This window comes from Burkholderia sp. SIMBA_051 (assembly GCF_046534915.1).
Classification (GTDB): domain Bacteria; phylum Pseudomonadota; class Gammaproteobacteria; order Burkholderiales; family Burkholderiaceae; genus Burkholderia; species Burkholderia ambifaria.
This window is the reverse complement of the sequence record NZ_JAWRXS010000006.1, coordinates 426,267-448,590: the sequence shown is the minus strand read 5'-3', so window position 1 is coordinate 448,590 and position 22,324 is coordinate 426,267. Positions and strand designations below refer to the sequence as shown.

Below are 22,324 nucleotides of genomic sequence, written 5' to 3'. Positions count from 1 at the left end.
GGACGCCCGGCGCGTGCTGCGGGCGCGTGCCGCATCGCTGGCGGTCCGCATCGCGCTGATTTATGATCGGCTCCGTATCGCGGAATCGTCGTCGCGGCAACGAACCGCATTGCGCCGTGCCCGGCATCAACCCCAACGTCGAGCTCGTCCACACCATAAGAAAAACAACGCCGCGCGTACCCCTGCGCGCCGCCGCCGTCCTGGTGCCAGCCCTGCCGCTCGCGGGCTGCACGTCGCGCGGCGCACCGTCGTACGTCCTGTTCGGCGCGTATTTCCCGCTCTGGCTCGTCAGCGCGATCGTCGGCATCGTCGGCGCGATCGTCGCGCACCGCGTGTTCGTCGCGACCGGCTGGGCCGCCACGGTGCCCTACCAGCTCGCCGTCTGCACCGCGATCGGGCTCGTGGTCGCCGTGATCGTATGGCTCACCGGCACGGGGCCGTTTGCATGAAGGCCGCCGGCATCACCCGCCCCTCCACGAAAGGCCGCGTGATCGCGCTGGCGATCGTCGCGCTCGGCATCGCCGCGCTCGCGTACGCGTACCACCGCACATCGGCCTACCCGTCCACCGACGACGCGTCGATCGACGCGGACCTCGTCCACGTCGCGTCGCCCGTCGGCGGCCGCATCGTGCGGCTCGCCGTGCACGAGAACCAGCGCGTCGCGAAAGGCGATTTGCTGTATGAAATCGATCCGGTGCCGTACCGGCTGACGGTCGCGCAGGCGCAGGCCGATGTCGAGCTCGCGCGCGCATCGCTCGACACGCGCCGCCGGTCGCTGATCGGCGAGCATTCGAACGCGGCGGTCGCCGCCGAGCAGGTCAAGCGCGCGACGCAGAATTACGACCTCGCGACGCGCGACGTGAACCGCCTCGCGCCGCTCGCCGCGCAGGGCTACGTGAGCGCGCAGCAGTTCGACCAGGCGAAGGTGCGGCAGCGCGATGCGGCCGTGTCGCTCGCGCAGGCCAAGGAACAGCAGCGATCGTCCGCGCAGACGATCGGCGACGATGCCGACGCGATCGCGACGCTGCATGCGCGCGAAGCCGCCCTCGCCCGCGCGCAGCACGCGCTCGACGATACGGTCGTGCGCGCGCCGCACGACGGGCTCGTGACGGGCCTGACCGTGCTCGCCGGCGAAACCCTCGCGCCGAACCAGTCGATCTTCACGCTGATCGACGCAAGCGAATGGTTCGCGGTCGGCAATTTCCGCGAGACGTCGCTGAATCGCATCGCGGTCGGCGATTGCGCGACCGTCTATTCGATGATCGACCGCAGCCGTGCGCTGACCGGCAAGGTCGTCGGCATCGGCGCGGGCATCGCGGACAGCGATCGCATCAACCTGCCGCGCGCGCTGCCGATCGTGCAGCGTTCGGTGAACTGGGTGCATGTCGCGCAGCGCTTCCCCGTGCGCGTGAAGCTCGACGAACCCGACGGCAAGCTCGTGCGTGTCGGCGCGAGCGCGATCGTCGAGGTCCGGCATGGCTCAGCCTGCCGCTGACGTCCGCGCGCCGGGCCCGCGCGAAATCCTGCGACTGCTCGCGCCGTTTCCGGGGCGCACGTCGATCGCCGTGCGGGTCGCGCTGATCTGCGCGCTGACCGTGCTCGTGACGAGCGCGTACGGTACGCCCGAAGCCGCGCTGTCCGCCTACGTCGTGTTCTTCATGATCCGCGCCGACCGCGTGACGAGCATCGTGCTGGCGGCGGCGCTGCTGCTGATCGTCACGATCGTGATCGGGCTCGTGCTCGGCATCGCGATCTTCAGCATCGACTATTCGATCCTGCGGGTCGCGTGCATGGCCGTGCTGTCGGTCGGGCTGCTGTACCTGACGTCGGCCAGCAAGCTTCGCCCCGTGGGCGCGATCCTCGCGATGATCGTCGGCTTCGGGCTCGACCAGCTCGGCCTCGCGCCGTTCGGCGAAGCCGCGACCCGCGCGCTGCTCTATATCTGGCTGACGATCGCGATCCCGGCCGGCGTCGCGATCGTCGTCAACCTGCTGATCGCGCCGTCGCCGCGCCGGCTCGCGCTCGCGCAGATCGCCAAGCGCCTGCGGCTCGCCGCGCGGCGGCTGCGCGACGACGACGCGCGCGCAGCATTCGACGCCAGCCTGCGCGAAGGCGACAAGCAGTTGCTGACGTGGCTCAAGCTGTCGAAACTCGAAGGCTCGTCGAGCGCCGCCGACGTTGCGGCACTGCGCCAGACGATTGCGTCGAGCACGGCGCTGATGGTCGGCGTCGCGCTGGCCGATCGCGAACCCGACGCACGCCTGCCCGCTGCGTTCGCCACACCGATCGCGGCCACGCTCGACGAGATGGCGGCCATTCTCGAGCGCGGCGGCTATCCGGTCGACGTGACGCTCGCGCTGCCGCCTGCCGATGCGCTGCCGCCGCTCGCGCGCGTCGCCGCGACCGATCTCCATGCGGCGATCACGCGCTTCGCGGAACCGGGCGCGACGGCCGATACGACTGCAGCCGCGCCGGCGGCGCACGTCGGCGCGTCCGCTGCCGCTCGCCCCGAGCCCATCGCATCGCCCGCACCGGCGCCGCGCGGCGGCTTCTTCCTGCCGGATGCGCGCAGCAATCCCGATCACATCCGCTATGCGCTGAAGACGACCGCCGCGGCCATCTTCTGCTACCTGCTGTATTCGCAGCTCGACTGGTCGGGCATCCATACGTGCGTCGTCACCTGCTACATCGTGTCGCTCGGCTCGACCGCCGAGACGGTCGAGAAGCTCACGCTGCGGATCGTCGGCTGCATCGTCGGTGCGCTGCTCGGCACCGCGGCGCTCGTGTTCGTCGTGCCGGCGCTGTCGTCGGTCGGTGAGCTGATGGCGCTGGTGTTCGCCGGCGCGTGGCTGTCCGCGTGGGTCGCGTTCGGCTCGCCGCGCATCGGGTACGCGGGCTTCCAGATCGCATTCGCGTTTTTCCTGTGCGTGATCCAGGGCGCCGGCCCCGGCTTCGACCTGACGATCGCGCGCGATCGCACGATTGGCATCCTGCTCGGCAACGTCGTCGTGTATCTCGTATTCACGCGCATCTGGCCCGTCAGCATCGGCAAGCAGATCGACGTCGCGCTCGCCGCGCTGCTCGAGCAGTGGCGCCGCGTCGTGCAGATCGCGCAGCCGGCCGAACGCCGCACGCTCGCCGCCGAAGCCTTCGCGCGCCACGGCGCGATCGCGCAGGAGCTCGGCCTCGTCCACTACGAACCGTCGTGGGTACGCCCCGCCGCGACGTGGCTCGCCACCCGGCGCCGCGCGCTCGCCGAACTCGGCGCGCTCGAAGGCCCGCTGTTCCTGCTCGCCGAGCGCGCGCCGGGCGACGCGGCGATCGGCGCGCGGCTCGCGCGCGTGGCCGCGCTGCGTGACGGCGACCCGGCTGCCGACACCGCTGCGCCAGCGCCGCCGTCGACAGCAAGCGCGGCAACCATGCCGGCCGCGCCACCGGCCGCCGCACCCGCCGACCCTGCACGCGACGCGCTGCTGAACCTGATCGACATGCGGCTCGCGCACATCGCCGACGCCGCGCGTCACGCCACCCCGAAGGAGCCTGCCCCTCATGCGCGTCCCTGAACCGCCGGCCGCGTCGATCGCCGCCGCCGCGCTCGCGACCGCCGTCGCGCTGGCCGGTTGCGCAACGTCGTCGATCGATCTGGCGCCGGACGCACCCGATCGCCCGTGGCAGCCGCAAACGTCGGCCGCGGGCGACATCGTGCCGGCCCCGCCGCTCGCGTCCGCGCAACGCGCACCGCACGACTACACGCTGCCGGCCTCGCCCGCGCTCGCATCGGTGTCGCCGCCCGTCGCGCTCGATACCGCGCATTCGTACACGCTGCCCGAGTTGATCGATCTCGCCGAATCGACGAACCCGCTGACCCGCATCGCGTGGAACGACGCGCGCAACGCGGCGCTCGCGGTCGGCATCGCGAAGGCCGCGTACCTGCCGAACCTGTCCGCGACCGCGATGGGCGCGTACCAGACGAGCCACGGCTCGACATCCACGATCCTCGGTGACGCGTCGAGCAACACGACCGTGCACGGCACGATCTCGGCGCTGTCGCTGCAATGGCTGCTGTTCGATTTCGGCGGCCGCGCGGCGCGCGTCGAGGCGGCCGAGCAGGCGTCGGTCGCGTCGAACGTCGCATTCACGGCCGTGCATCAGCAGGTGATCCACGACGTGACGGTCGCGTACTACCGCTACGAAGCCGCCCGCTCGCGCGCGGCCAGCGCGCAGCAGGGCCTGACGAACGCCGATGCGATCCTCGCGGCGTCCCGCGCACGGCTCAAGCAAGGCGTCGGCACCGTCGTCGAACTCGCGCAGTCGACGCAGAACCGCGCGCAGGCGAATCTCGCGCTGGTGCAGGCGAACGGCGCGCAAAGCGACAGCTACCTCGCGCTGGTTTCCGCGCTCGGCATCTCGCCGCTGTCGAAGCCGTCGATCGCCGCGCTGCCGAAGCGGCTGCTGCCGCCCGCGCTCGCTTCGTCGGTCGACGCGATCGTGTCGGACGCGATCGCGCGCCGTCCCGACCTGCAGGGCGCGTATGCGCTCGAACAGGCCAACCGCGCGAAGATCAAGGCCGCGGAAGCCGCGTTCATGCCGAAGGTCTTCCTGTCCGCGTCGACGTCCTATGCCAGCGGCGGCACGGCGATCACCGCGCTGCCCGCGATCGGCGACCAGGCGCCGACCGTCAACCTGAACGGCAGCCGTTACGGCGGCGGCGTGTTCCTCGGCGTGACGATCCCGCTATACGATGGCGGCCTGCGCTCGGCAGTGCTGATGCAGGCGCGCAACGATGCGCAAAGCGCGTCCGCGCGCCTCACGCGGACCAAGGAGGAAGCCGTCCGCCAGATCGTCGCCGCGCAGAATGCGGTGCAGACGAGCCTCGCGTCGCACGATGCGGCGAAGGCGCTCGTCGATGCCGCGCAGACGAGCTACGACGCGGCGCTGACCGCGTACCGGAACGGCGTGGGCTCGGTCACCGATGCGACGATCGCGCAAAGTCAGCTGCTCGCGGCCCGCAACGCGGAGGTCGACAGCTACGCCGGCGCGCTGTCGGCCGCCGCCGCGCTCGCGCTCGCGACGGGGACGATCGGGTCGTCGCAGGCACCGTCGCAGTAACCGTCGCGGTAGCGTGCAGTCACCGTCGCAGTGAGGCGCCGGCCGTGCGCGGCCGGCCGCCCAGCCGGTTGACGGGTGCGCGGGCGGCCGACTAGAATGCCGCCCATTCTTCCTTCAGGAACCATCGTGGACAGTTGCAGCACTCCGTTGCGTGCGCCGCTTGCCGCCTGAACGCCTGTCCGACGCAGTTCTCCTGCCGCGGCTCGCGTTCCGCGAGCCCGCACGCCTCCCGTTTCACACTGAATGACGCATTCGCGCGGTACAGTGCCGCGCGATGACGGCCATCGTGCCGCGTTCGGCATCGCGCCGACGCGACGCGGGCCAGCATGCGCTCATTGCACGGCAGGACACTCATGACTCTCGATTTCGCACTCCGTCTTTTCGTCGCGTTCGCCTGCGGCGTCGCGATCGGCCTCGAACGCCAGATGCGGCAACGCACGGCGGGCCTGCGCACGATCACGCTCGTCGCGAGCGGCGCGTGCCTGTTCGTCACGCTCGGCGTGCTGACCGGCAACGGCGTGGCCGGCGTCACGCAGATCGCCGCCTACGTCGTGTCGGGCGTCGGCTTTCTCGGCGGCGGCGTGATCATGCGCGACAAGGGTTCGATCCAGGGCATCAACACGGCCGCGACGCTGTGGTGCTCGGCCGCCGTCGGCGTGCTGGCCGGCTCCGGCCACTTCGTGCCGGCGCTGGCCGGCACGGGCGTGGTGCTGCTCACCAACACGGTGCTGCGCGGCGTCAGCCAGGCGATCAACGCGACTCCCGTATCGAATGCCGATCTCGTGCGCGAATACCAGATCACCGTGATCTGCCTCACCGCGGACGAAGTGCACATCCGCACGCTGCTGTCGAATTCGATGTATGCGAAACCGCTGTCGTTCCAGAGCCTGACCAGCGAGGACGTGCCCGAGCAGCCGGACCGGCTGAAGGTGACCGCGACGCTGAAGCTGCATCCGAAGGATCAGCAGAAGCTCGAGCAGATCGCGAGCCGGATGAGCATGGAGAAGAGCATTTCCAGCGTGAGCTGGACCGCGAAGGAAGCGGAGCCGCTGATGGAGTGAGCGGCAGCAGCCGCGCGTGCGATCCGGCGGCAGGACCGCCCTGCCGCCGGTGCCACGTCAGGGCGTGTCGATGAGTCCGGCCCCGATCGCCTTGACGACCGCCTGGACCTTGTTCGTCGCGCCGAGCTTCTCGAGAATGTTGTTCACGTGGAAGTTGACCGTGCGCTCCGAGATGCTGAGGATCTGGCCGATCTCGCACGCGGTCTTGCCTTCGGCCGTCCAGCGCAGCACCTCGCGCTCGCGTGCGGTCAGCGTGACGCTCGACTCCGGCGACAGCTTCGGCACCATGAAGCGGCTCATCAGCGAATGCGACAGGTTCGCGAGCCAGTTCGTCTGCAGCGTCAGCATGTTGATCTCGGCCGGCGTGAGCCGGTCCGCATGACGGGCGATGCTCAGCAGCCCGAACGCGCCGCGCGCCGCCCAGCTCGACTGCGCAACGCCCACCGACAGCCCGTAGTCGCGCGCGTCCTGCCACAACGGGCACGGGTCGATCCGGTCGACGTCCGGCCACACGATCATGTTGGTGCTCATCGCGCCGTCGCGGACCGTCGAATCGATCTCGATGTAGTTCTGCGCCTGGTAGCGCGCCATCCAGCCGTCCGGATAGGTATTGAAGATCGCGACAGCCGGCTTCGATACGGGCAGCGGCACGCGAATGCCGTAACAGCAATATTCGAAGCCGAGGCGTTTAGAATAGGCAGCGATCCGCTGGAAGAGCTGCTGCTCGTCTTCCGCGGCACTGAATTGTTGGTAGGCATCCTGCCAGCGTAATTCCATTATTTCTCCGACAACGTCACGCTGTCATACCTGTCAGGTGCCAGCGCCGGTTCGGGGCTGATACATTCCGCGCATGACTTCACCTTTGTTGCACCCGGTCCGCGGCCCGTCTCCGGACGGCTACGTACGGCTGTCCGAAAACGCACTGGCCGCGCTTGCGCTCGACCATGTCGCCAGCGACCTCGATGCATCGCTGCTCGCGGAACTGCGCGACAGCGCCATCGACGCGCGCCTGGCCGGCTATACCGAATGGCACCGCCCGGCCAGTGCCGGCGTCGCATACCTGACGGTCGGCTGGGACTGGTATCTCGAACGTGCAACGGGCACGTTCGTGATCGCGGGCGGCGACGTCCGCAGCAACATCATGGCTGTGGACGCCAACGGCGCCGACCTCGGCATGTTCCGCACCGCCGCCGCGCTCGTCGCGCGGCTCGCTGGCATCGACTGGCCCGCCGCCGTCGCATCGTCGCTGCTCGGCCGCAATGACACCTATCATGCCGGTCCCACGCTCCAGTGACAATCTGCCACGCTTTCCTCTGACATTTCCTCAAGACTGGCGCTCTTTATAAGCAAAAGCCGCCCGTATTTCAATCCCGCCGATCAAGAAACCGTTACCACCGGTCAAATCGCGTCGGCGCACGTCTACCTGTAAGAGTTACCAGTTACCGCCTCCTCGGGACGCGCGCTGTAATGCGTGCATACAAAGATCAATCCGAGGACACCATGCGAACCTTCGTTCACGAGGAAGGGCGGTTGCCGCACGAACTTGCAGCGGATTTAGGGCGCTATCGGCGCCGTGTATTCGTCGAACAGCTCGGTTGGGCGCTTCCGTCGGCGAACGAGAGTTTCGAGCGCGATCAGTTCGATCGCGACGATACCGTCTACGTGTTCGCGAGAAACGCCGGCGGCGACGTGTGCGGATGTGCGCGCCTGTTGCCGACCACCCGCCCGTATCTGCTGAAGTCGCTGTTCGCCGACCTGATCGCCGAAGACGTCCCGCTGCCGCAATCGGCCGCCGTCTGGGAGCTGTCGCGGTTCGCGGCGACCGGCGACGAAGGCGGTCCGGGCAATGCCGAGTGGGCCGTCCGCCCGATGCTCGCCGCGGTCGTCGAATGCGCGGCGCAGCTGGGCGCGCGGCAGCTGATCGGCGTGACGTTCGCGAGCATGGAGCGGCTGTTCCGCCGGATCGGCGTGCACGCGCACCGGGCAGGACCGCCGAAGCAGGTGGACGGTCGTCTGGTTGTCGCGTGCTGGATCGACATCGATCCGCAAACGTTTGCTGCACTTGGAATCGAGCCGGGACGGGCCACCCGGCAAGCCATCGCCGCCTGAGCCGGAACGCGCGTAGTCCGGCCGCGGCATCGTAACGAAGGAGAACCACCTTGGACCAGTCTCAGGTCTTTCGCGCGATGATGCCCGGCTTGACGGGTGCCAGCGGCGCCCGCATCGCAGTCGCCTACCCGTCGTTCCCGCGGCCGCTGCCGCTCGTGCGGCTCGATCGCCGCGGCCTCGTGTTCCGGGCGGCCGGCGCCGCACCACTTGTCTGCGGGCTGCCGCGCGCGGCGACGCTGCTGGTCGCCGACGAGCCGCTCTGCTCGCTGCGCCTCGTGATCCGCGACATCGCCGCGGTCGGCGACAGTCGGCACGACCTCACGATGCAGCCGTCCGGGGCCGCCGGCGACGAACTGCTGTGGCACGCGTTACGCGAGCGCGAACCGTACCGGCAGATCGGGCAGCCGCTCGCGCCCGTCGATGCGGCGGTCGCACCGATCGGCGAGCCGCAGGCTGCGGGCGACACCGCGCAGCGTCCGTCGCGCAGCGCGGCGTTCCGTCTGCGCAGCCACAGCGATGCGCTGTTCTTCGCCGACTGGCTCGAATATCACTTCGACGAGCTGCGCGCGCTGTCGCAGCGGCATGGGCCACAACTGCAGCTCAACCAGTTGCAGCGGCAGGTCGCCGACGACGAGGTTGGCGTGCGCTTCCTCTACGACATCGATGGACACGCGACGCGGCACGCGCTGACCGACTGCGCGCGCGAAGCCTGCGCGTGGATCGAGATGGAAATGCGCGACAAGTACGCGGTGCCGGTTGCGCAGGAGCGGTTTAGCGCATTTGCTGCGCATGCGCGGGCTGGCGGCATGTGAGCAGGTGAGAGTGGCGGGAGCCCGCGGATACGCGTCGATCGGTGGGTTGAACGGCAAATGTGCCGGGCAGGACATGGCGGAATGCCGGATCGCGGGAAGAGCCGCGATACGCAGTGCTCTCCTCTTGCCCGGAAAGCAGTTCGCGCTGCGTTGCACAATTACAACTAGGGCTTGCCATCCCTCGGGTTTTCCCTTAAAGTTACATCTGTCTCCTCCATGTCTCCAAACATGGATTCAGCCCGCTCCCAGGAGCGGGCTTTTTCTTGCCTGCGTGGTTTAGCGGGGACATATCAAAATTCCGTGCTTGCGGCACATTCACCGTGGGCCCTGCGGCTTATCATCGGCGAACCGTTACGCACCGCCGACGTCGTCATGCACGCCCATCTGCGCATCGCCCGCCCCGTCGCCGATCTCGCCCGAACCGAGCGCATGTACCGCGACGCGTTCGAATTGTCGGTACTCGCGCGCTTCGACGATCACGACGGCTTCTCCGGCGTCATGCTCGGACGCGAAGGGCTCGACTACCACTTCGAATTCACGCGCTGCCCGGCGCATCCGGTCGCACCCTCCCCCACGCCCGAAGACTTGATCGTCTTCTATCTGCCCGACCACGGCGCCTGGGAAGCCGCATGCGCACGCGCAGCCGCGCACGGCTTCATGCGCGTGGCGTCGTTCAATCCGTATTGGGATGCATCCGGACAGACTTTCGAGGACCCCGATGGCTACCGGATCGTCCTGCAGAACGCGGAATGGCGTTGACGGGCAGGCATGCCAGAACCGTTACGCGCTGAGATCGGCGGCGGGACGAATAGTCAGCACGTGCGACAAACGCGAGCATATGCCGTCGCAGCGCATGTCCTTGCGGCTACGCAGGATGACTGCCGAGATTGCTCGCGTGCGTCGGATTGCGCTTCGAAGCGTGCGATGGTTGCCCGTGCATCGGCAGGCAACCCAGATCGGCCACGCGCGAGCCATGCGGTCACGGCGCGATCTGAACGCATCGCCACCAGCGCGCCAGCATCGTCCGAGCGTCGGCGACACAACGTCAAACGTTCGGTTTCGATCTTCGACGAAGCGGTCAACCGTGATCGGGATGTACAGGGAGCGCGGGATGCGTCAGCCCGCACGGGTGCGCTTTTGATAGCGCAGTAACGAGCCCGAATGCAAAGCGAAGGAGTGACGCAATCGCGATCGTTGCCTGAACCGGCAAGAAGCGTCGACGGCCACCAGCACCGACGACGAGAATTGAATGCAGCGGGACGCATCGCCCTGCCCGGCGCTCGCAGAATGCGCGCGGCGTCCGTCGGGGACCCGCGCGTCGAACACGCTTATTCGTTCTCTTCGAAGTAATGCCCGAACTTCGCCTGCTTGGTGCGGATATAACGCTCGTTTTCCTCGCGCATCGGCACCGCGAGCGCCACGCGTTCGCAGACGGGAATGCCGTGCTTCACGAGCGTGTCGAACTTCTTCGGGTTGTTGCTCATCAGACGCACCGACGTCACGCCGAGGATCCGCAAGATCGCGGCGGCCGAGTCGTATTCGCGGGCGTCGTCGGGCAGGCCGAGGTCGAGATTGGCCTCGACGGTATCGCGCCCTTGCTCCTGCAGCGCGTATGCGCGAATCTTGTTGCTCAGGCCGATGCCCCGTCCTTCGTGGCCGCGCAGATACAGCAGCACGCCGCGGTCTTCCGCCGCGATGTAGCGCAGCGCGAGATCGAGCTGCTCGCCGCAATCGCAGCGGTAGGAGCCGAACACGTCGCCCGTCAGGCACTCGGAATGCAGCCGCGCCAGCACGGACTGTTCGCCGGTGACGTCACCCATCACGAGCGCGAGATGTTCGGCATCGCTGCCCGATACGCGGAAAGCGTACGACGTGAACGTACCGTAGCGCGTGGGCAGCGACGCGGTGGCGACGAGCGTCACGCACTCGTCGGCCTGGCCATTGCCCGGCGTGGGCGATTGGGGACGCGAAGACATCATGAATTGAGTCGAAACGATCAGGAATGTAGGAGTTGTGTGGATAGTGCGTGACCGGAGTTTACCGCTAATCTGGAAACGTCACGCGACTGCCTCAGTCGGCCCGGCTATACTGGGCCCATCGGGTGCCGCGCATCACGCCCTGCCTTCCCTGCATCGTCCCGCACACGGAGAAAGCAAATGAGCACGACTGTCGCGCAAATTCTCAAGGCCAAGCCGGATTCCGGCCGCACGATCTACACCGTCACGAAAAACGATTTCGTCTACGACGCCATCAAGCTGATGGCCGAAAAGGGAATCGGCGCGCTACTGGTCGTCGACGGTGACGACATCGCCGGCATCGTTACCGAGCGCGACTACGCGCGCAAGATCGTGCTGCAGGAGCGTTCGTCGAAAGCCACCCGCGTCGAGGAAATCATGACGGCCAAGGTGCGCTACGTCGAACCATCGCAATCCACCGACGAGTGCATGGCGCTGATGACCGAACACCGGATGCGCCACCTGCCCGTTCTGGACGGCGGCAAGCTGATCGGCCTGATCTCGATCGGCGACCTCGTGAAGAGCGTGATTGCCGACCAGCAATTCACGATCAGCCAGCTGGAACACTATATCCACGGCACCCCGTCGGTCACGTCCGTCTGATCCACTCCAGCGAAAAAGGCCCAAACGCGCGAGCGTCTGGGCGGGAAAGCCGCCGGAGTGCGGCGACGGAGGTTCTGCTCTGCTGACGCGGACGCGCGCTAGCGGCGCGCGCCCCGTCGGTCACATGCTGTGCTCGGGCAGACCCGGGATGTTCAGTTGCCGAAGTAGACGGAGTTCACGGGATTCGGGGCTTCACGCGTGACGCGGCGGCCCGACTGGCCTGCGCTCATCGCCACCGCACCGTAGCCGCTCGTATCGGCTTGGGCGAGCATCGGCTGGCTCGGCTGAATCCGTCGTTCCGCGGCCTGGATGTCCTGCGGATATTGCGAATCGCTCGCGACCGGCTTGTAGCCGTTCTGTTCGAGTTGCACGAGATCGGCCCGGACCTGCTCACGGGTCAACCCCTGCTCGGACTGTGCGAACGATGCGATCGGGGCGGCAAGGACGGATGCAGCGATCGCTGCGTAGATGATCGACTTCATGATGGACCTCCGAAATATGTTCTCTTTTGGCGTCGCTCCCGGCAGGACTGTCTGAAGCGATGGAAACAAGTGTAGTGCTCGCGATACCAAGGGGAAACCCTTGGTTTGAACATACAGCGTTGCGTTTTTGGAAAAAATCCATCGATGTCGCGTCACTGCATCGCCATCACTTAAAGCATTTCCACAACAATGCCTGACGGAAGGCCGACAGCCTAATCGCCGATCCGAAGGTTGTGTTGTAGAATCGTAAGGCTTTATTCATCCGTCGGTACCCTATCCACCATGCACGCGCCCACGCCTCTTTCGGTTTTGCCGTCCGGCCCCGCCGGCGTGTGCATGCGCGCCGGTCAGCCGGCGCCCACCTGCGTTCGACGCACGGCCCAGGCACCGCTCGCCCCTGCCCGGCGCCTGATCTGACGGCACGGTCTCCTCCCGGAGCCAGGTCAGACAGGCTCCGGGCGATCCTCATAGGCATGCCACGCCTGCCCCCGCCGATCATTTGGAGAACTGCCATGAAACAACGCCTTTACCAGCTGAGCGAAGTCGACGTCGCTCGCCTCGAGAAGCACGCCGAACACAACCCGCGCTTCCAGGCGATGCTCGACACGCTGCTCGAGCGCGCGGACATCGTCCAGCCCGACGCCATCAAGGCGAACGTCGTCACGATGAACTCGCAGATCACGCTGCTCGACGAAGCATCCCAGGAACAGGCCACCTGGACGATTGTTTATCCGGATGCCGCTAATCTCGAACTCGGGCGCCTGAACGTGTTCTCGCCCGTTGGCATGGCGCTGCTGGGTACGCAACGAGGTCAACTGGTGAAGGTGCTGCAGCCGAGCGGCGCCGAAAAGCTGATGAAGGTTGCAGCGATCGTGTTCCAGCCGGAAGCCAACGGCGAATACACGCGCTGACGCCGCTGCGGGCCGGCAGCGTGCCTCGGCCATATCAAACAAAAAGCGAGGCCCTGAGCCTCGTTTTTTTGCGCCCGGACGATACGCACCGTCGTCGCGACCCGCATAGCCGCATTCGACAGGCGAAAAAAAGGCGCCCGAAGGCGCCTTTTCGATACTGCGAAGCGGGTTACCCCGCTTGTCACGCTTAGAAGCGGTGACGCAGACCAACCGTTGCTGCGGTTTGGTTGATCGACGAGCTCGGCAGGTTGTTGCTGAAGCTGTCGCCGTTGTAGATCGATGCGCCAATGCCGTTCTTCGCTGCACGCTGGTACACAGCTTGTGCGTAGACGTCCGTGCGCTTCGACAGCGAGTAGTCAGCTTGCAGGCCGAACTGGTTCCAGTGCGTGCTGCCGTTGTTGATCTTCGCGTTCGTGTACGTGTAAGCAGCACCCAGGCCGAGAGCCGGCGTCAGGTTGTACTTTGCGTTGACTTCGTAGTTGTCGGTGCGCAGCGTGCCCAGACCAACTGCGTTGTTGTCGAGACGTGCTTGCGTCCATGCAGCGCCGACTTGTGCCGGGCCGAATGCGTAACCAGCAGCAGCACCGTACGTGCGGACGCGGCCTTGGCTAGCAACGCCACCGATTGCCGACGACGTCGCGCCGTTTGCGTTCGTACCGTCACCCAGGTTCGCTTGCGAGTATGCACCCGCCAGCTTCAGGCCTTGGAACTGGTATGCAACGCCTGCGCTGTACGCACGGTTGTTACCGAAGTTCGTGTTGTTCGAGAACGAGTACGTGCCGCCGAATTGCAGGCCAGCGTAGTTCGCGCTCGTGAACTTGATGGTGTTGTTCGCTGCGACGTCACCGGTCGTGCTCAGACGGTCGAGGTTCAGCGGGTGCGCGAAGTACGTGCCGCCCCACGAGCCCGTTGCCGTCAGCGGCGCCAGGTAGTCTTGCGTTGCGTCATACTGCTTACCCAGCGTGACCGTGCCGTACTGGCTCGACAGACCGACAAATGCTTGACGGTTGAACATGCCGCCGTTGTTGCCCAGCTTGCCGTTACCGATGCCGAAGCCGCTTTCCAACGTGAAGATTGCCTTCAGGCCGCCACCCAGGTCTTCCGAGCCACGCAGGCCGAAACGGCTCTGGTCAATGCCCGAACCCATCGCCCAACGCGACTTGCCAGCTTGGCCGAGTGCCGGCTGGACGTTGCTCGTGTAGGTGATGCCTGCGTCCAGCACGCCGTACAGCGTGACGCTGCTTTGCGCGTGAGCGACGGTAGCGAACGATGCTGCAGCTGCTGCAACGATCAGAGTCTTGTTCATTCGTGGAGCTCCCTTCTAAAAAGAGGCAGGTCTCGCGACCTTGTTCATAAACGGTCTGCAACCGCCCGGGAGCGCCATCGGTCCTGCTGGCGGCGCCCGGATAGTTGCCCGTTTGGGAACCGTGAGTTTAGGGGTGTACCCTAGGGGCGCGATCTGCAAATAAAGAAATAAGCTTTTCCATAACTAGAAATAATGAAAGTGGGGACGAGTTATAAGTATTTGTTTTTACGTATTTTTTTGACTTCTTGACGACGGTTTTTTGGACCCTTCTATCCCACCATTCCTTCGTGTCAGCGTCTTGACGGTTGCATAGAAACAACAAGCGGAATCCGTAAATCGCCCGAAATAGGTAATTTTTACCTAAACAAATCTCAAATACCGGGCCGCGCCGCCTAAAAACCAACCGGCCAAACGGTAAACACACATCCGCGCGGCCGTTGCTGGTGCCTGCGCCGTCGGCACGGGGCTGCAACGGGAGATCGCCCGCTCCAGCGGACGAACAACGTGCCCTCGTGACATGCAGTAACAGCCTTAACGGCCTGCGTAACCCGGCCACGAGACCGGGAGGCTAATGTACGGCGGACCAACTACATATAAGAGGACCCGCCATGAATCGACGCTCGTTGTTGCGCGCCATCGGACTGACCGCCGCCGTCGCGGCCACCGGCGGCTGGCTGCGTACCGCTTCGGCCCAGCCAGCACCGCCGGGATACCGGCCGCCCGGACCGAACCAAGGGCCCGGCAGGCCGCCTTATCCCGATCGCCCGGGCTTCGCGCCGCCGGCCCCGCGGCACGATCGCCGTCCGCCGCCGCCGCGGCCGCACGGCTATGTCTGGACCGATGGCTACTGGCGCTGGCAGCGCGGCCACTATATATGGGTGTCCGGCCGCTGGGTCGCGCGACGCCCGGGGCGTCGGTGGGTGCCCGGCTACTGGCGGCGCCAAGGGCCGGTGTGGATCTACGTCGACGGCACGTGGCGATAGACGGACGCCCGCGCCGGCTTTCGGTCGGCGCAACGCCGTACGGCGGACGACCCGGCGGCGGTCGACGATAGAAAGACGGCGCGCCGGCGTGCGAGGTGGCTAATCGGCGCCCGAATCGGCCCCGGACCGCAGCCGATCTCAGTTGCCCCGCTCGCGGCGGATCGCTCGCCTCAAGTCCCGATCGTCCCGTGCTGTTCCTCGCATCCGACGAATCCGCGTACTGCACGGGCGCGGAATTCATCGTCGACGGCGGGATGCTCGCGGGCAGCACGTTTCACTGATCCGTACCGCAGCCGACATGCGACGCGGTGCTCAGTGCCCATTCGGCTGGATCACCGGGGCGCCGACACCGCGCGCCACCTGCTTGCCACCGCGCACAAGGAAGCGGCCGCGCGATGGGCTGTATACGCCTTGCGCTTCCGGGTACACCGTCAGGAGCACGAAATACAGCAGCCCGAATAACGCCAGCAGCAGTGCGCAGGCCGCACCCAAAGGCGACGTCCTGCGTAGGGATAAGAGAAGCATGACGCCTCGCGACGGGTTAAACTGCCGCGCAGCATAAAAGTTTAAGTTAACTTGAAGTCAAGCTTTCCCGGAGGGCATCATGGGTATAGACGAAACCCCGCAATGGCCGCTGATGTCGATCCGCGAAGTGGCCGCGCGCAGCGGCGTGCCGGCGTCGACGCTGCGCTTCTACGAGATGCGCGGGCTGATCAAGTCCCACCGTAACGGCTCGAGCCATCGCCACTATTCGCGCGCGGTGCTGCGGCTGATCGCATTCATCGTGTTCGCGCAGAAGATCGGCTACTCGCTCGACGAGATCGCCGAGCAGCTCGTGAGCCTGCCGGAAGACACCGCGCCGACCAACAAGGACTGGCAGCGGCTGTCACGCGGCTGGAAGCAGCGCGTCGCGAACCGGATCGAGGAGCTGCAGCGGCTCTACATCAACCTCGACGAATGCATCGGCTGCGGCTGCCTGTCGCTGAAGCGCTGCAAGTTGACCAATCCCGAGGATCGCGCGGGGCGCAACGGCCCCGGCGCGCGGCGCTGGCTCGGCGATACGCCGCCCGATCTCGACTGACGCATGCGGCCGGCGCGACGCCCCGCCGCCGCGCTGCCGTTCCGCGTCATCCGACGCGCCAGCCGCCGTTCACCGCGATCGTCGCGCCGGTGACGAACGACGCGCGCGGCCCGGCGAGCCACGCGACCGCGTCCGCGATGTCGTCCGGATGGCCGGCGCGGCCCACAGGCGTCTGCTCGCGGATCGTCGCCGCGATGGCCGGTGCGACGCCGGCATCGCCGAACAAGCGCGTATCGGCGATATAGCCTGGCGCGACCGTATTGACCGTGACACCGCGCGGCCCGAGTTCACGCGCCAGCGCGACGGTAAACCCTTCGACGCCCGCCTTCGCCGCCGCATATGCGAGGCCGCCCGGTAGGAGGCTGCCGGCGCGCGCCGCGATCGATCCGATGTTCACGATCCGCGCGGCGCGCTCGGCCAGGTGCGGCAGCACGGCCAGCGTCGTGATGAACGTGCTCTTGAGGTTCGCGGCGAGGACGGCATCCCATACGGTTTCGGCGTCGCCCGCTTCGGTGTCCGCGCCGACCCGCCCCGTCTGCCCCGCGTTGTTGACCAGCATGTCAATGCGCGGCCACTGCGCGACGATCGCCGCGACCGCCGACGCCGCGTCGCGCCGCACGCTCAGGTCGGCCGCCTGCCCGATCGCCGCGGTGCCGAGCCGCGCGACGGCCGCCTCCAGCCGCCCCGCGTCGCGCCCGACGATCGCGACGCGATACCCGTCCTCCACCAGCCGCCTCGCGATCGCGAAGCCGATTCCGCTCGACCCGCCCGTGACGATCGCCGTACGTTGCTGTTCGCTGCCTGTCATGTGCTGCCCTCCTTCCTCGGTGTTGACGATTGATGACATTGGCAGTCTGGACAATGCACGGCGATAGGTAAAATACGAATTCGATGACCATCCGATACGCGAAAGGTATCGCAATGATCGATTTGCGCCAGTTCCGGCAATTCATTGCCGTCGCCGAAACGCTCAGCTTCCGGCGCGCCGCCGAGCGCCTGCACATGGCGCAGCCGCCGCTCAGCGCGGCCATCCGCAAGCTCGAGGAAGAGTTGGGCGTCGCGCTGTTCGAACGCGACAACCGCGGCGCGACGCTCACGCCGGCCGGCGATGCCTTCCTGCTCGAAGCGCGCCGCGCGCTCGAGCAGGCCGAGCGGGCGGTCGCCGTGGCGCGACGCGCCGGCGCCGGCCTGGGCGGCACGCTGCGGCTGCGGTTCGTCGACAGCACGGTCAACGCGCTGCTGCCGCTGATCCTCCGCGCGTTCCAGGAGCGGCATCCGGACGTCGATTTCCAGCTGGAAGAAGGCACGACCGCCGAGCAGGTGCTCGCGCTGCGTCAGGACCGCACAGACGTCGGCCTCGTCGTGCTGCCGGTGGCCGATGCCGGCGACGTGCACGTCGAGCCGCTGCTGCGCGACCGGATGGTCGCCGCGCTGCCCGACGGCCACCGGCTCGCGCGCCGCCGCCGCATCGCGCTGGCCGAGCTGGCGGCCGAACCGTGGGTGCTGTTTGCCGCGCATCACGGGCCCGGCATGCATGCGCGGATCGTGACGGCGTGCGCGCAGGCCGGCTTCGCGCCGCGGGTGGTCCAGCAGCCGCGTCAGATGCAGACGACCGCCGGACTCGTCGCGGGCGGCATCGGTGTCGCGCTGATGCCGCGCCTGTTCGTGCCGATGCAGCCGCAAGGCATTACGTTCTGCGAACTGACGGGCGCGGGCAGCCCGCTCGCGTACGAACTGGCGATCGCGTACCGGACGCCGTCGCCGCTCGTCGACGCGCTGCGCGACAGCGCGCGGCACGCGGTTGGCACGCTGGGGCTGGTGGCTGCGACGTGACGGCGACGTGATCGCGCGCGTCGCGCCCACGGCGCTCAGTCGAGCAGGAAGTTGAGCGCGACGTCGAGCACGGCCTGCCGGAACGCATCCTGCCGCGTGGGCAACGACGTGAACTCGAGAATCAGGTGGCTATACGACACCGTCGTGCCGACCGCGCTCGCGATCATGAAGAACAGCACATCCGGATCGACCGGGCGGATCGCGCCGGCGTCGACGGCCTCCGCCAGCAGCGGAAACATCGCGTCGTGATACGGCCGCACGAGCCGCTCCCGCAGCCGATCGAGCCGCGCGCCCTCCTCGGTCGCTGCCGTCGAGAAGAACATGCCGATGTCCGGCTCGTCGAATTCGTGATCGACGCACAGCTCGATCGCGCGCCGCATGCGCTCGCGATGCGGCAATGACGACGCGCGCAGCGCACGCAATGCATCGAACATCGGCTGGGCCAGCTCGGCGATCTGCTCGACGACCGCCAGCCACAGCGTTTCCTTCGTGCCGAAATGATGGGCGATCAGCGCCGCGTCGATGCCCAGCTCGCGCGCGACCTCACGCACGCTCGTCGCATCGTAGCCGCGCTTCGCGAACGTGCGGCGCGCGGCTCGCAATATCACGTCCGGACCGACGGACGCGTCCGCCAGCGGCCGCCCGCGCGTGCGTCGCTTCGACGGCGCGCACTCAGTGACTTCAGCCACGTTTTCCTGCTCCTGTTGATTGATTCGAATGCCCATGTTCGTGCCCCGGTTTCGCGTCGCCCGGGCCGGGCCGCCTGCCCCGCTCCGTTGACACGCGAAGCCGGGAAGCGCTAGGATCATACCTTATTCATCACGTGATGATTTATCCATGACAACCCTTACTCGCCCTGCCCGCATCGTCATCGTCGGCGGCGGAATCGCCGGCTTGCAGCTCGCGACCCGCCTCGGTGAACGCCTCGGCCGTAGCGGGCGCGCGCAGGTCACTGTCGTCGACCGCAGCCCGACCCACGTGTGGAAGCCGATGCTGCACACGATCGCGGCCGGCACACGGGACGTGCAGCAACAGCAGGTGATCTTCCTCGCCCACGCGCGCGACCACGGCTACACGTACCAGCCCGGCGAACTGAAGGGGCTCGATCGCGCGCGCCGCCGCGTGCAGCTCGCCGAGATCCGCTCGCCGGACGGCGAACTCCTGCTCGACGCGCGCGAGCTCGAATACGACGTGCTGATCCTCGCGCTCGGCAGCCAAGCCAACGATTTCGGCGTGCCGGGCGTGCGCGAGCACTGCTACTTCATCGACAGCCAGCAGCAGGCCGAAACCTTCAACGAAGCACTGCGGATGCGCGTGTTCCGCAGCATCGCGCGCGACGAGCCGTTTCGCGTCGCGATCGTCGGTGCGGGCGCGACGGGCGTGGAGCTGGCAGCGGAGCTGAGCCGGCTGCTGGAAGTCGCGCAGGCGTATGGCGATGCGACGGTGCGCGAACGGCTTCAGCTGACGCTGCTCGAAAGCGGCCCGCGCATCCTCGCCGCGTTTCCGCCAAGGATTTCCGCGTCCGCGCAGCGCCGGCTCGAACAGATCGGCATGCACGTGCTGACGTCGACGCGCGTCACGTCGGCCGATGCGAACGGCTTCCACTATGGAGACGGTTCGTTTGCCGAAGCGGATTTGATGGTGTGGGCGGCCGGCGTGAAGGCGTCGGATTTCATGCAGGCGCTGGGCGGGCTCGATACGAACCGTGCGAACCAGATCATGGTCGGGCCCACGTTGCAGGCCACGGCCGATGAACACGTGTTCGCGATCGGCGATTGCGCGAGCCTGCAACCCGACGGCCAGGAGCGGCCGCTGCCGCCGACCGCGCAGGTCGCGACCCAGCAGGCCGAGCATCTCGCGAAACACCTGCCCGCATGGCTCGACGGCAAGCCGTTGCCGCCGTTCGCGTTCCACGATTTCGGCGCGCTCGTGTCGATCAGCGACTACGACGCATTCGGGACGCTCGGGCAATTCGGGTTCTTCCGCGGCGGCTTCATCCAGGGGCGTTTCGCCCAGTTCAGCCATCTGATGCTGTACCGGCGGCACCAGCAGGCGCTGCACGGATTCTCCAAGGCGACGCTGCTGTGGATCGCCGAACGGATCAACGGCTGCGTGCAGCCGCGCATCCGCCTGTCTTGATACATTGCGTAACGTTTCGAGGAAAGCAGACATGAGCAACAGTGCAGCCGCCTGGCTCAGGACCGTCGCCGCGATCGGCAGCTTCGACATGCCGTCCGTCTCATGGGCCGCGCCGCGCAGGCGCAGCGTCACGCGCGACCGCTTGCCGTCGTGGGACGCGACGAGCCAGCCGACCATCAGCGTGCTCGAGCGGCCCACCGCCGACACCGTGATGATTTCGTGGCGCGACGCGTGCACCGGTCACTACGGTTACCAGAAGTGGCGGCTGTTCACGACGCGCAAGCGCGGCGTCTGCGCGCTGTCGGGGCGGCCGATCGCGCCCGGCGACAGCGTCTATGCGCCGCAACTGCTCGGCTCGGCGCCGGGCAACGCCGCCGCGATGGTGCTGGCGGCGTCCCTCGACGCGGCGTACGCCGCTTAAGCGGACGTCGCCCGACCGGCGCCATAGGCCGGATCGCCGTTCTGCCGTTCCAGTTCCGCGTCGAGATGCGCGGCATGCGCCTTCGCTTCGGACTCCGACATCAGCTCGCCTTCCCACTTCGCGACCACCGCGCTGGCGATCGAGTTGCCCACCGCATTGGTGGCCGAGCGCCCCATGTCGAGGAACGTGTCGACGCCGAGAATCAGCAGCAGCCCCGCTTCCGGAATGTCGAACTGGTGCAGCGTCGCCGCGATCACGACGAGCGATGCGCGCGGCACGCCGGCCATCCCCTTCGACGTCAGCATCAGCACCAGCAGCATCGTGATCTGCGTGCCGAGCGACAGATGGATGTTGTACGCCTGCGCGATGAACAGCGACGCGAACGTGCAGTACATCATCGAACCGTCGAGGTTGAACGAATAGCCCATCGGCATCACGAAGCTCGAGATCTTGCGCCGCACGCCGAACCGGTCGAGCGCGTCGAGGATCTTCGGGTACGCGGCTTCGGAGCTGGCAGTCGCGAACGACAGCATGAACGCTTCCTTGATCAGCGCCAGCAGCTTGAACACACGACGGCCGAGGAACAGCAGGCCGGCGGCCACGAGCGTGCTCCACAACAGGAACAGGCTCACGTAGAAGTCGCCCATGAACACCGCGAACTTCAGCAGGATCGACAGCCCGTTGATCGCGACGGTCGACGCCATCGCGGCCAGCACCGCGAGCGGCGCGAGCTTCATCACGTAGCCGGTGATCTTCAGCATCACGTGCGCCAGTTGGTCGATCGCGGCGACGAGAATCTTGCCGCGCTCGCCGAGCGCCGACAGCGCGACGCCGAAGAACATCGAGAACACGACGATCTGCAGAATCTCGTTGTTCGCCATCGCCTCGGCGATCGACTTCGGCACCATGTGACTGACGAAATCCTTCAGCGTGAACTTGGACGTCGCGAGATGCGCGGATGCGCCAACATCCGGCAGCGGCAGGCCGAGGTTTTCCCCGGGGCGCAGCAGGTTCGCCATCAGCAACCCGAGCAGCAGCGAAATCAGCGATGCGGTGACGAACCAGCCGAACGCCTTCACGAACACGCGCCCCACCGACGATGCGTCGCCCATGTGCGCGATGCCGACGACCAGCGTCGAGAACACCAGCGGGCCGATCACCATCTTGATCAGGCGCAGGAACACGTCGGACACGAGCGAGATGTAGCCGGCGATTTCCGTCGCGGACTGCTTGTCCGGAAACTGCGTGTAGATCATGTAGCCGATGAAGATGCCGGCCGCCATTGCGAGCAGGATCCAGACTGCCGCGGACATTCGTTTGTTCATAACGGTACTCGACGCACGGTGCAGGAATGGAAGAAAACGCCGCGCCGGTGCCGTGCCACGGTGCGCGTTGCGGGCCGGTCATGCGCCCTGTCGCTGCTCCGGCGCTCGCGCGATGGCGAACGCCGGTTGCAACG

Annotated in this window: 24 protein-coding genes; 16 read left to right on the top strand and 8 right to left on the bottom strand. The window is 67.0% G+C overall.

All coding sequences use genetic code 11. From position 1 onward, the window contains the following. The first annotated feature begins 155 nt into the window (after positions 1–155). The 5 genes from SB771_RS17715 (at position 156) to SB771_RS17695 (ending at position 6,170) form a co-directional block, all read left to right on the top strand. A complete protein-coding gene (locus tag SB771_RS17715) occupies positions 156–449 on the top strand; it encodes a hypothetical protein (RefSeq protein ID WP_041491666.1) in 294 nt (97 codons plus the stop codon). Continuing rightward, entirely contained in the window at positions 446–1,495 is a 1,050-nt protein-coding gene (mdtN, locus tag SB771_RS17710; protein WP_126225647.1) for a multidrug transporter subunit MdtN, read from the top strand. The genes SB771_RS17715 and mdtN overlap by 4 nt, the downstream gene beginning before the upstream one ends. After that, positions 1,476–3,563, top strand: a complete 2,088-nt coding sequence (locus SB771_RS17705) for an FUSC family protein (protein ID WP_410721809.1) — start codon at positions 1,476–1,478, stop codon at positions 3,561–3,563. The genes mdtN and SB771_RS17705 overlap by 20 nt, the downstream gene beginning before the upstream one ends. Further along, on the top strand, positions 3,550–5,109 hold the full coding sequence (locus tag SB771_RS17700; protein ID WP_175659013.1) for a TolC family protein: 1,560 nt from the start codon (positions 3,550–3,552) through the stop codon (positions 5,107–5,109). The genes SB771_RS17705 and SB771_RS17700 overlap by 14 nt, the downstream gene beginning before the upstream one ends. A gap of 353 nt (positions 5,110–5,462) precedes the next feature. Then, the gene (locus SB771_RS17695; protein ID WP_011659108.1) at positions 5,463–6,170 is read left to right on the top strand and encodes an MgtC/SapB family protein; all 708 of its coding nucleotides are present in this window, start codon (positions 5,463–5,465) and stop codon (positions 6,168–6,170) included. Positions 6,171–6,227: 57 nt separating this feature from the next. Here SB771_RS17695 and SB771_RS17690 read toward each other — a convergent pair whose 3' ends face one another. Beyond that, positions 6,228–6,947, bottom strand: coding sequence for an autoinducer binding domain-containing protein (locus SB771_RS17690; protein ID WP_105833366.1), 720 nt, complete (start codon positions 6,945–6,947; stop codon positions 6,228–6,230). Between the two features lie 73 nt (positions 6,948–7,020). On the opposite strand from SB771_RS17690, the gene SB771_RS17685 reads away from it, so the two are divergent. The 4 genes from SB771_RS17685 to SB771_RS17670 all read left to right on the top strand — a co-directional run bounded on the left by SB771_RS17685 (position 7,021) and on the right by SB771_RS17670 (position 9,850). Then, the gene (locus SB771_RS17685) at positions 7,021–7,464 is read left to right on the top strand and encodes a DUF4902 domain-containing protein (protein WP_105833365.1); all 444 of its coding nucleotides are present in this window, start codon (positions 7,021–7,023) and stop codon (positions 7,462–7,464) included. Positions 7,465–7,670: 206 nt separating this feature from the next. Further along, on the top strand, positions 7,671–8,279 hold the full coding sequence (locus SB771_RS17680; protein WP_175659012.1) for an acyl-homoserine-lactone synthase: 609 nt from the start codon (positions 7,671–7,673) through the stop codon (positions 8,277–8,279). A gap of 50 nt (positions 8,280–8,329) precedes the next feature. Further along, positions 8,330–9,091 carry a hypothetical protein gene (locus tag SB771_RS17675; protein ID WP_175659011.1) on the top strand — a complete coding sequence of 254 codons (762 nt, stop codon included), beginning with the start codon at positions 8,330–8,332 and terminating at the stop codon, positions 9,089–9,091. Between the two features lie 372 nt (positions 9,092–9,463). Further along, positions 9,464–9,850, top strand: a complete 387-nt coding sequence (locus SB771_RS17670; RefSeq protein ID WP_175659738.1) for a VOC family protein — start codon at positions 9,464–9,466, stop codon at positions 9,848–9,850. A 569-nt stretch (positions 9,851–10,419) separates the two neighbouring features. Here the strand turns inward: SB771_RS17670 and ribA are convergent. After that, positions 10,420–11,070 carry a GTP cyclohydrolase II gene (gene ribA / locus SB771_RS17665; RefSeq protein WP_011659115.1) on the bottom strand — a complete coding sequence of 217 codons (651 nt, stop codon included), beginning with the start codon at positions 11,068–11,070 and terminating at the stop codon, positions 10,420–10,422. A gap of 177 nt (positions 11,071–11,247) precedes the next feature. On the opposite strand from ribA, the gene SB771_RS17660 reads away from it, so the two are divergent. Next, entirely contained in the window at positions 11,248–11,709 is a 462-nt protein-coding gene (locus tag SB771_RS17660; RefSeq protein WP_175659010.1) for a CBS domain-containing protein, read from the top strand. Positions 11,710–11,861: 152 nt separating this feature from the next. Here the strand turns inward: SB771_RS17660 and SB771_RS17655 are convergent, their stop codons facing one another. Beyond that, the gene (locus SB771_RS17655; RefSeq protein ID WP_105833350.1) at positions 11,862–12,191 is read right to left on the bottom strand and encodes a DUF4148 domain-containing protein; all 330 of its coding nucleotides are present in this window, start codon (positions 12,189–12,191) and stop codon (positions 11,862–11,864) included. A 512-nt stretch (positions 12,192–12,703) separates the two neighbouring features. On the opposite strand from SB771_RS17655, the gene SB771_RS17650 reads away from it, so the two are divergent. After that, complete coding sequence (locus SB771_RS17650) at positions 12,704–13,102, top strand: GreA/GreB family elongation factor (protein ID WP_006752579.1); 399 nt, start codon at positions 12,704–12,706, stop codon at positions 13,100–13,102. A gap of 187 nt (positions 13,103–13,289) precedes the next feature. On the opposite strand, the gene SB771_RS17645 is transcribed toward SB771_RS17650, so the two are convergent. After that, positions 13,290–14,408 carry a porin gene (locus tag SB771_RS17645; protein ID WP_011659117.1) on the bottom strand — a complete coding sequence of 373 codons (1,119 nt, stop codon included), beginning with the start codon at positions 14,406–14,408 and terminating at the stop codon, positions 13,290–13,292. A 608-nt stretch (positions 14,409–15,016) separates the two neighbouring features. Between SB771_RS17645 and SB771_RS17640 the strand changes: the two genes are divergently transcribed. After that, positions 15,017–15,391: a YXWGXW repeat-containing protein gene (locus tag SB771_RS17640; protein WP_175659009.1), complete on the top strand. Its 375-nt coding sequence runs from the start codon at positions 15,017–15,019 to the stop codon at positions 15,389–15,391. 312 nt (positions 15,392–15,703) lie between these two features. Here SB771_RS17640 and SB771_RS17635 read toward each other — a convergent pair whose 3' ends face one another. After that, the gene (locus SB771_RS17635) at positions 15,704–15,916 is read right to left on the bottom strand and encodes a hypothetical protein (RefSeq protein ID WP_175658688.1); all 213 of its coding nucleotides are present in this window, start codon (positions 15,914–15,916) and stop codon (positions 15,704–15,706) included. Between the two features lie 79 nt (positions 15,917–15,995). On the opposite strand from SB771_RS17635, the gene soxR reads away from it, so the two are divergent. Next, positions 15,996–16,472: a redox-sensitive transcriptional activator SoxR gene (gene soxR / locus SB771_RS17630; protein ID WP_006752588.1), complete on the top strand. Its 477-nt coding sequence runs from the start codon at positions 15,996–15,998 to the stop codon at positions 16,470–16,472. 46 nt (positions 16,473–16,518) lie between these two features. Here the strand turns inward: soxR and SB771_RS17625 are convergent, their stop codons facing one another. Then, a complete protein-coding gene (locus SB771_RS17625) occupies positions 16,519–17,280 on the bottom strand; it encodes an SDR family NAD(P)-dependent oxidoreductase (RefSeq protein ID WP_175659008.1) in 762 nt (253 codons plus the stop codon). A 113-nt stretch (positions 17,281–17,393) separates the two neighbouring features. Between SB771_RS17625 and SB771_RS17620 the strand changes: the two genes are divergently transcribed. Further along, positions 17,394–18,305, top strand: coding sequence for a LysR family transcriptional regulator (locus SB771_RS17620; protein ID WP_175659007.1), 912 nt, complete (start codon positions 17,394–17,396; stop codon positions 18,303–18,305). 35 nt (positions 18,306–18,340) lie between these two features. Here the strand turns inward: SB771_RS17620 and SB771_RS17615 are convergent, their stop codons facing one another. After that, positions 18,341–18,994: a TetR/AcrR family transcriptional regulator gene (locus SB771_RS17615; protein ID WP_175659006.1), complete on the bottom strand. Its 654-nt coding sequence runs from the start codon at positions 18,992–18,994 to the stop codon at positions 18,341–18,343. 148 nt (positions 18,995–19,142) lie between these two features. Here SB771_RS17615 and SB771_RS17610 point away from each other — a divergent pair, with 148 nt between their 5' ends. Further along, positions 19,143–20,444: an NAD(P)/FAD-dependent oxidoreductase gene (locus SB771_RS17610; protein ID WP_175659005.1), complete on the top strand. Its 1,302-nt coding sequence runs from the start codon at positions 19,143–19,145 to the stop codon at positions 20,442–20,444. 31 nt (positions 20,445–20,475) lie between these two features. Continuing rightward, positions 20,476–20,865: a DUF3331 domain-containing protein gene (locus tag SB771_RS17605; protein WP_175659004.1), complete on the top strand. Its 390-nt coding sequence runs from the start codon at positions 20,476–20,478 to the stop codon at positions 20,863–20,865. On the opposite strand, the gene SB771_RS17600 is transcribed toward SB771_RS17605, so the two are convergent. Continuing rightward, on the bottom strand, positions 20,862–22,190 hold the full coding sequence (locus tag SB771_RS17600) for a dicarboxylate/amino acid:cation symporter (protein WP_011659127.1): 1,329 nt from the start codon (positions 22,188–22,190) through the stop codon (positions 20,862–20,864). The two genes, SB771_RS17605 and SB771_RS17600, sit on opposite strands and share 4 nt — an antisense overlap. Positions 22,191–22,324 lie beyond the last annotated feature (134 nt).

Bases quoted from the DNA above. Each gene is read 5' to 3' on its own strand.
- mdtN (WP_126225647.1), top strand. From the start codon at position 446: ATGAAGGCCGCCGGCATCACCCGCCCCTCCACGAAAGGCCGCGTGATC.
- SB771_RS17705 (WP_410721809.1), top strand. From the start codon at position 1,476: ATGGCTCAGCCTGCCGCTGACGTCCGCGCGCCGGGCCCGCGCGAAATC.
- SB771_RS17700 (WP_175659013.1), top strand. From the start codon at position 3,550: ATGCGCGTCCCTGAACCGCCGGCCGCGTCGATCGCCGCCGCCGCGCTC.
- SB771_RS17695 (WP_011659108.1), top strand. From the start codon at position 5,463: ATGACTCTCGATTTCGCACTCCGTCTTTTCGTCGCGTTCGCCTGCGGC.
- SB771_RS17690 (WP_105833366.1), bottom strand. From the start codon at position 6,947: ATGGAATTACGCTGGCAGGATGCCTACCAACAATTCAGTGCCGCGGAA.
- SB771_RS17685 (WP_105833365.1), top strand. From the start codon at position 7,021: ATGACTTCACCTTTGTTGCACCCGGTCCGCGGCCCGTCTCCGGACGGC.
- SB771_RS17680 (WP_175659012.1), top strand. From the start codon at position 7,671: ATGCGAACCTTCGTTCACGAGGAAGGGCGGTTGCCGCACGAACTTGCA.
- SB771_RS17670 (WP_175659738.1), top strand. From the start codon at position 9,464: ATGCACGCCCATCTGCGCATCGCCCGCCCCGTCGCCGATCTCGCCCGA.
- ribA (WP_011659115.1), bottom strand. From the start codon at position 11,070: ATGATGTCTTCGCGTCCCCAATCGCCCACGCCGGGCAATGGCCAGGCC.
- SB771_RS17660 (WP_175659010.1), top strand. From the start codon at position 11,248: ATGAGCACGACTGTCGCGCAAATTCTCAAGGCCAAGCCGGATTCCGGC.
- SB771_RS17655 (WP_105833350.1), bottom strand. From the start codon at position 12,191: ATGAAGTCGATCATCTACGCAGCGATCGCTGCATCCGTCCTTGCCGCC.
- SB771_RS17650 (WP_006752579.1), top strand. From the start codon at position 12,704: ATGAAACAACGCCTTTACCAGCTGAGCGAAGTCGACGTCGCTCGCCTC.
- SB771_RS17645 (WP_011659117.1), bottom strand. From the start codon at position 14,408: ATGAACAAGACTCTGATCGTTGCAGCAGCTGCAGCATCGTTCGCTACC.
- SB771_RS17640 (WP_175659009.1), top strand. From the start codon at position 15,017: ATGAATCGACGCTCGTTGTTGCGCGCCATCGGACTGACCGCCGCCGTC.
- SB771_RS17635 (WP_175658688.1), bottom strand. From the start codon at position 15,916: ATGCTTCTCTTATCCCTACGCAGGACGTCGCCTTTGGGTGCGGCCTGC.
- soxR (WP_006752588.1), top strand. From the start codon at position 15,996: ATGGGTATAGACGAAACCCCGCAATGGCCGCTGATGTCGATCCGCGAA.
- SB771_RS17625 (WP_175659008.1), bottom strand. From the start codon at position 17,280: ATGACAGGCAGCGAACAGCAACGTACGGCGATCGTCACGGGCGGGTCG.
- SB771_RS17620 (WP_175659007.1), top strand. From the start codon at position 17,394: ATGATCGATTTGCGCCAGTTCCGGCAATTCATTGCCGTCGCCGAAACG.
- SB771_RS17610 (WP_175659005.1), top strand. From the start codon at position 19,143: ATGACAACCCTTACTCGCCCTGCCCGCATCGTCATCGTCGGCGGCGGA.
- SB771_RS17605 (WP_175659004.1), top strand. From the start codon at position 20,476: ATGAGCAACAGTGCAGCCGCCTGGCTCAGGACCGTCGCCGCGATCGGC.
- SB771_RS17600 (WP_011659127.1), bottom strand. From the start codon at position 22,190: ATGAACAAACGAATGTCCGCGGCAGTCTGGATCCTGCTCGCAATGGCG.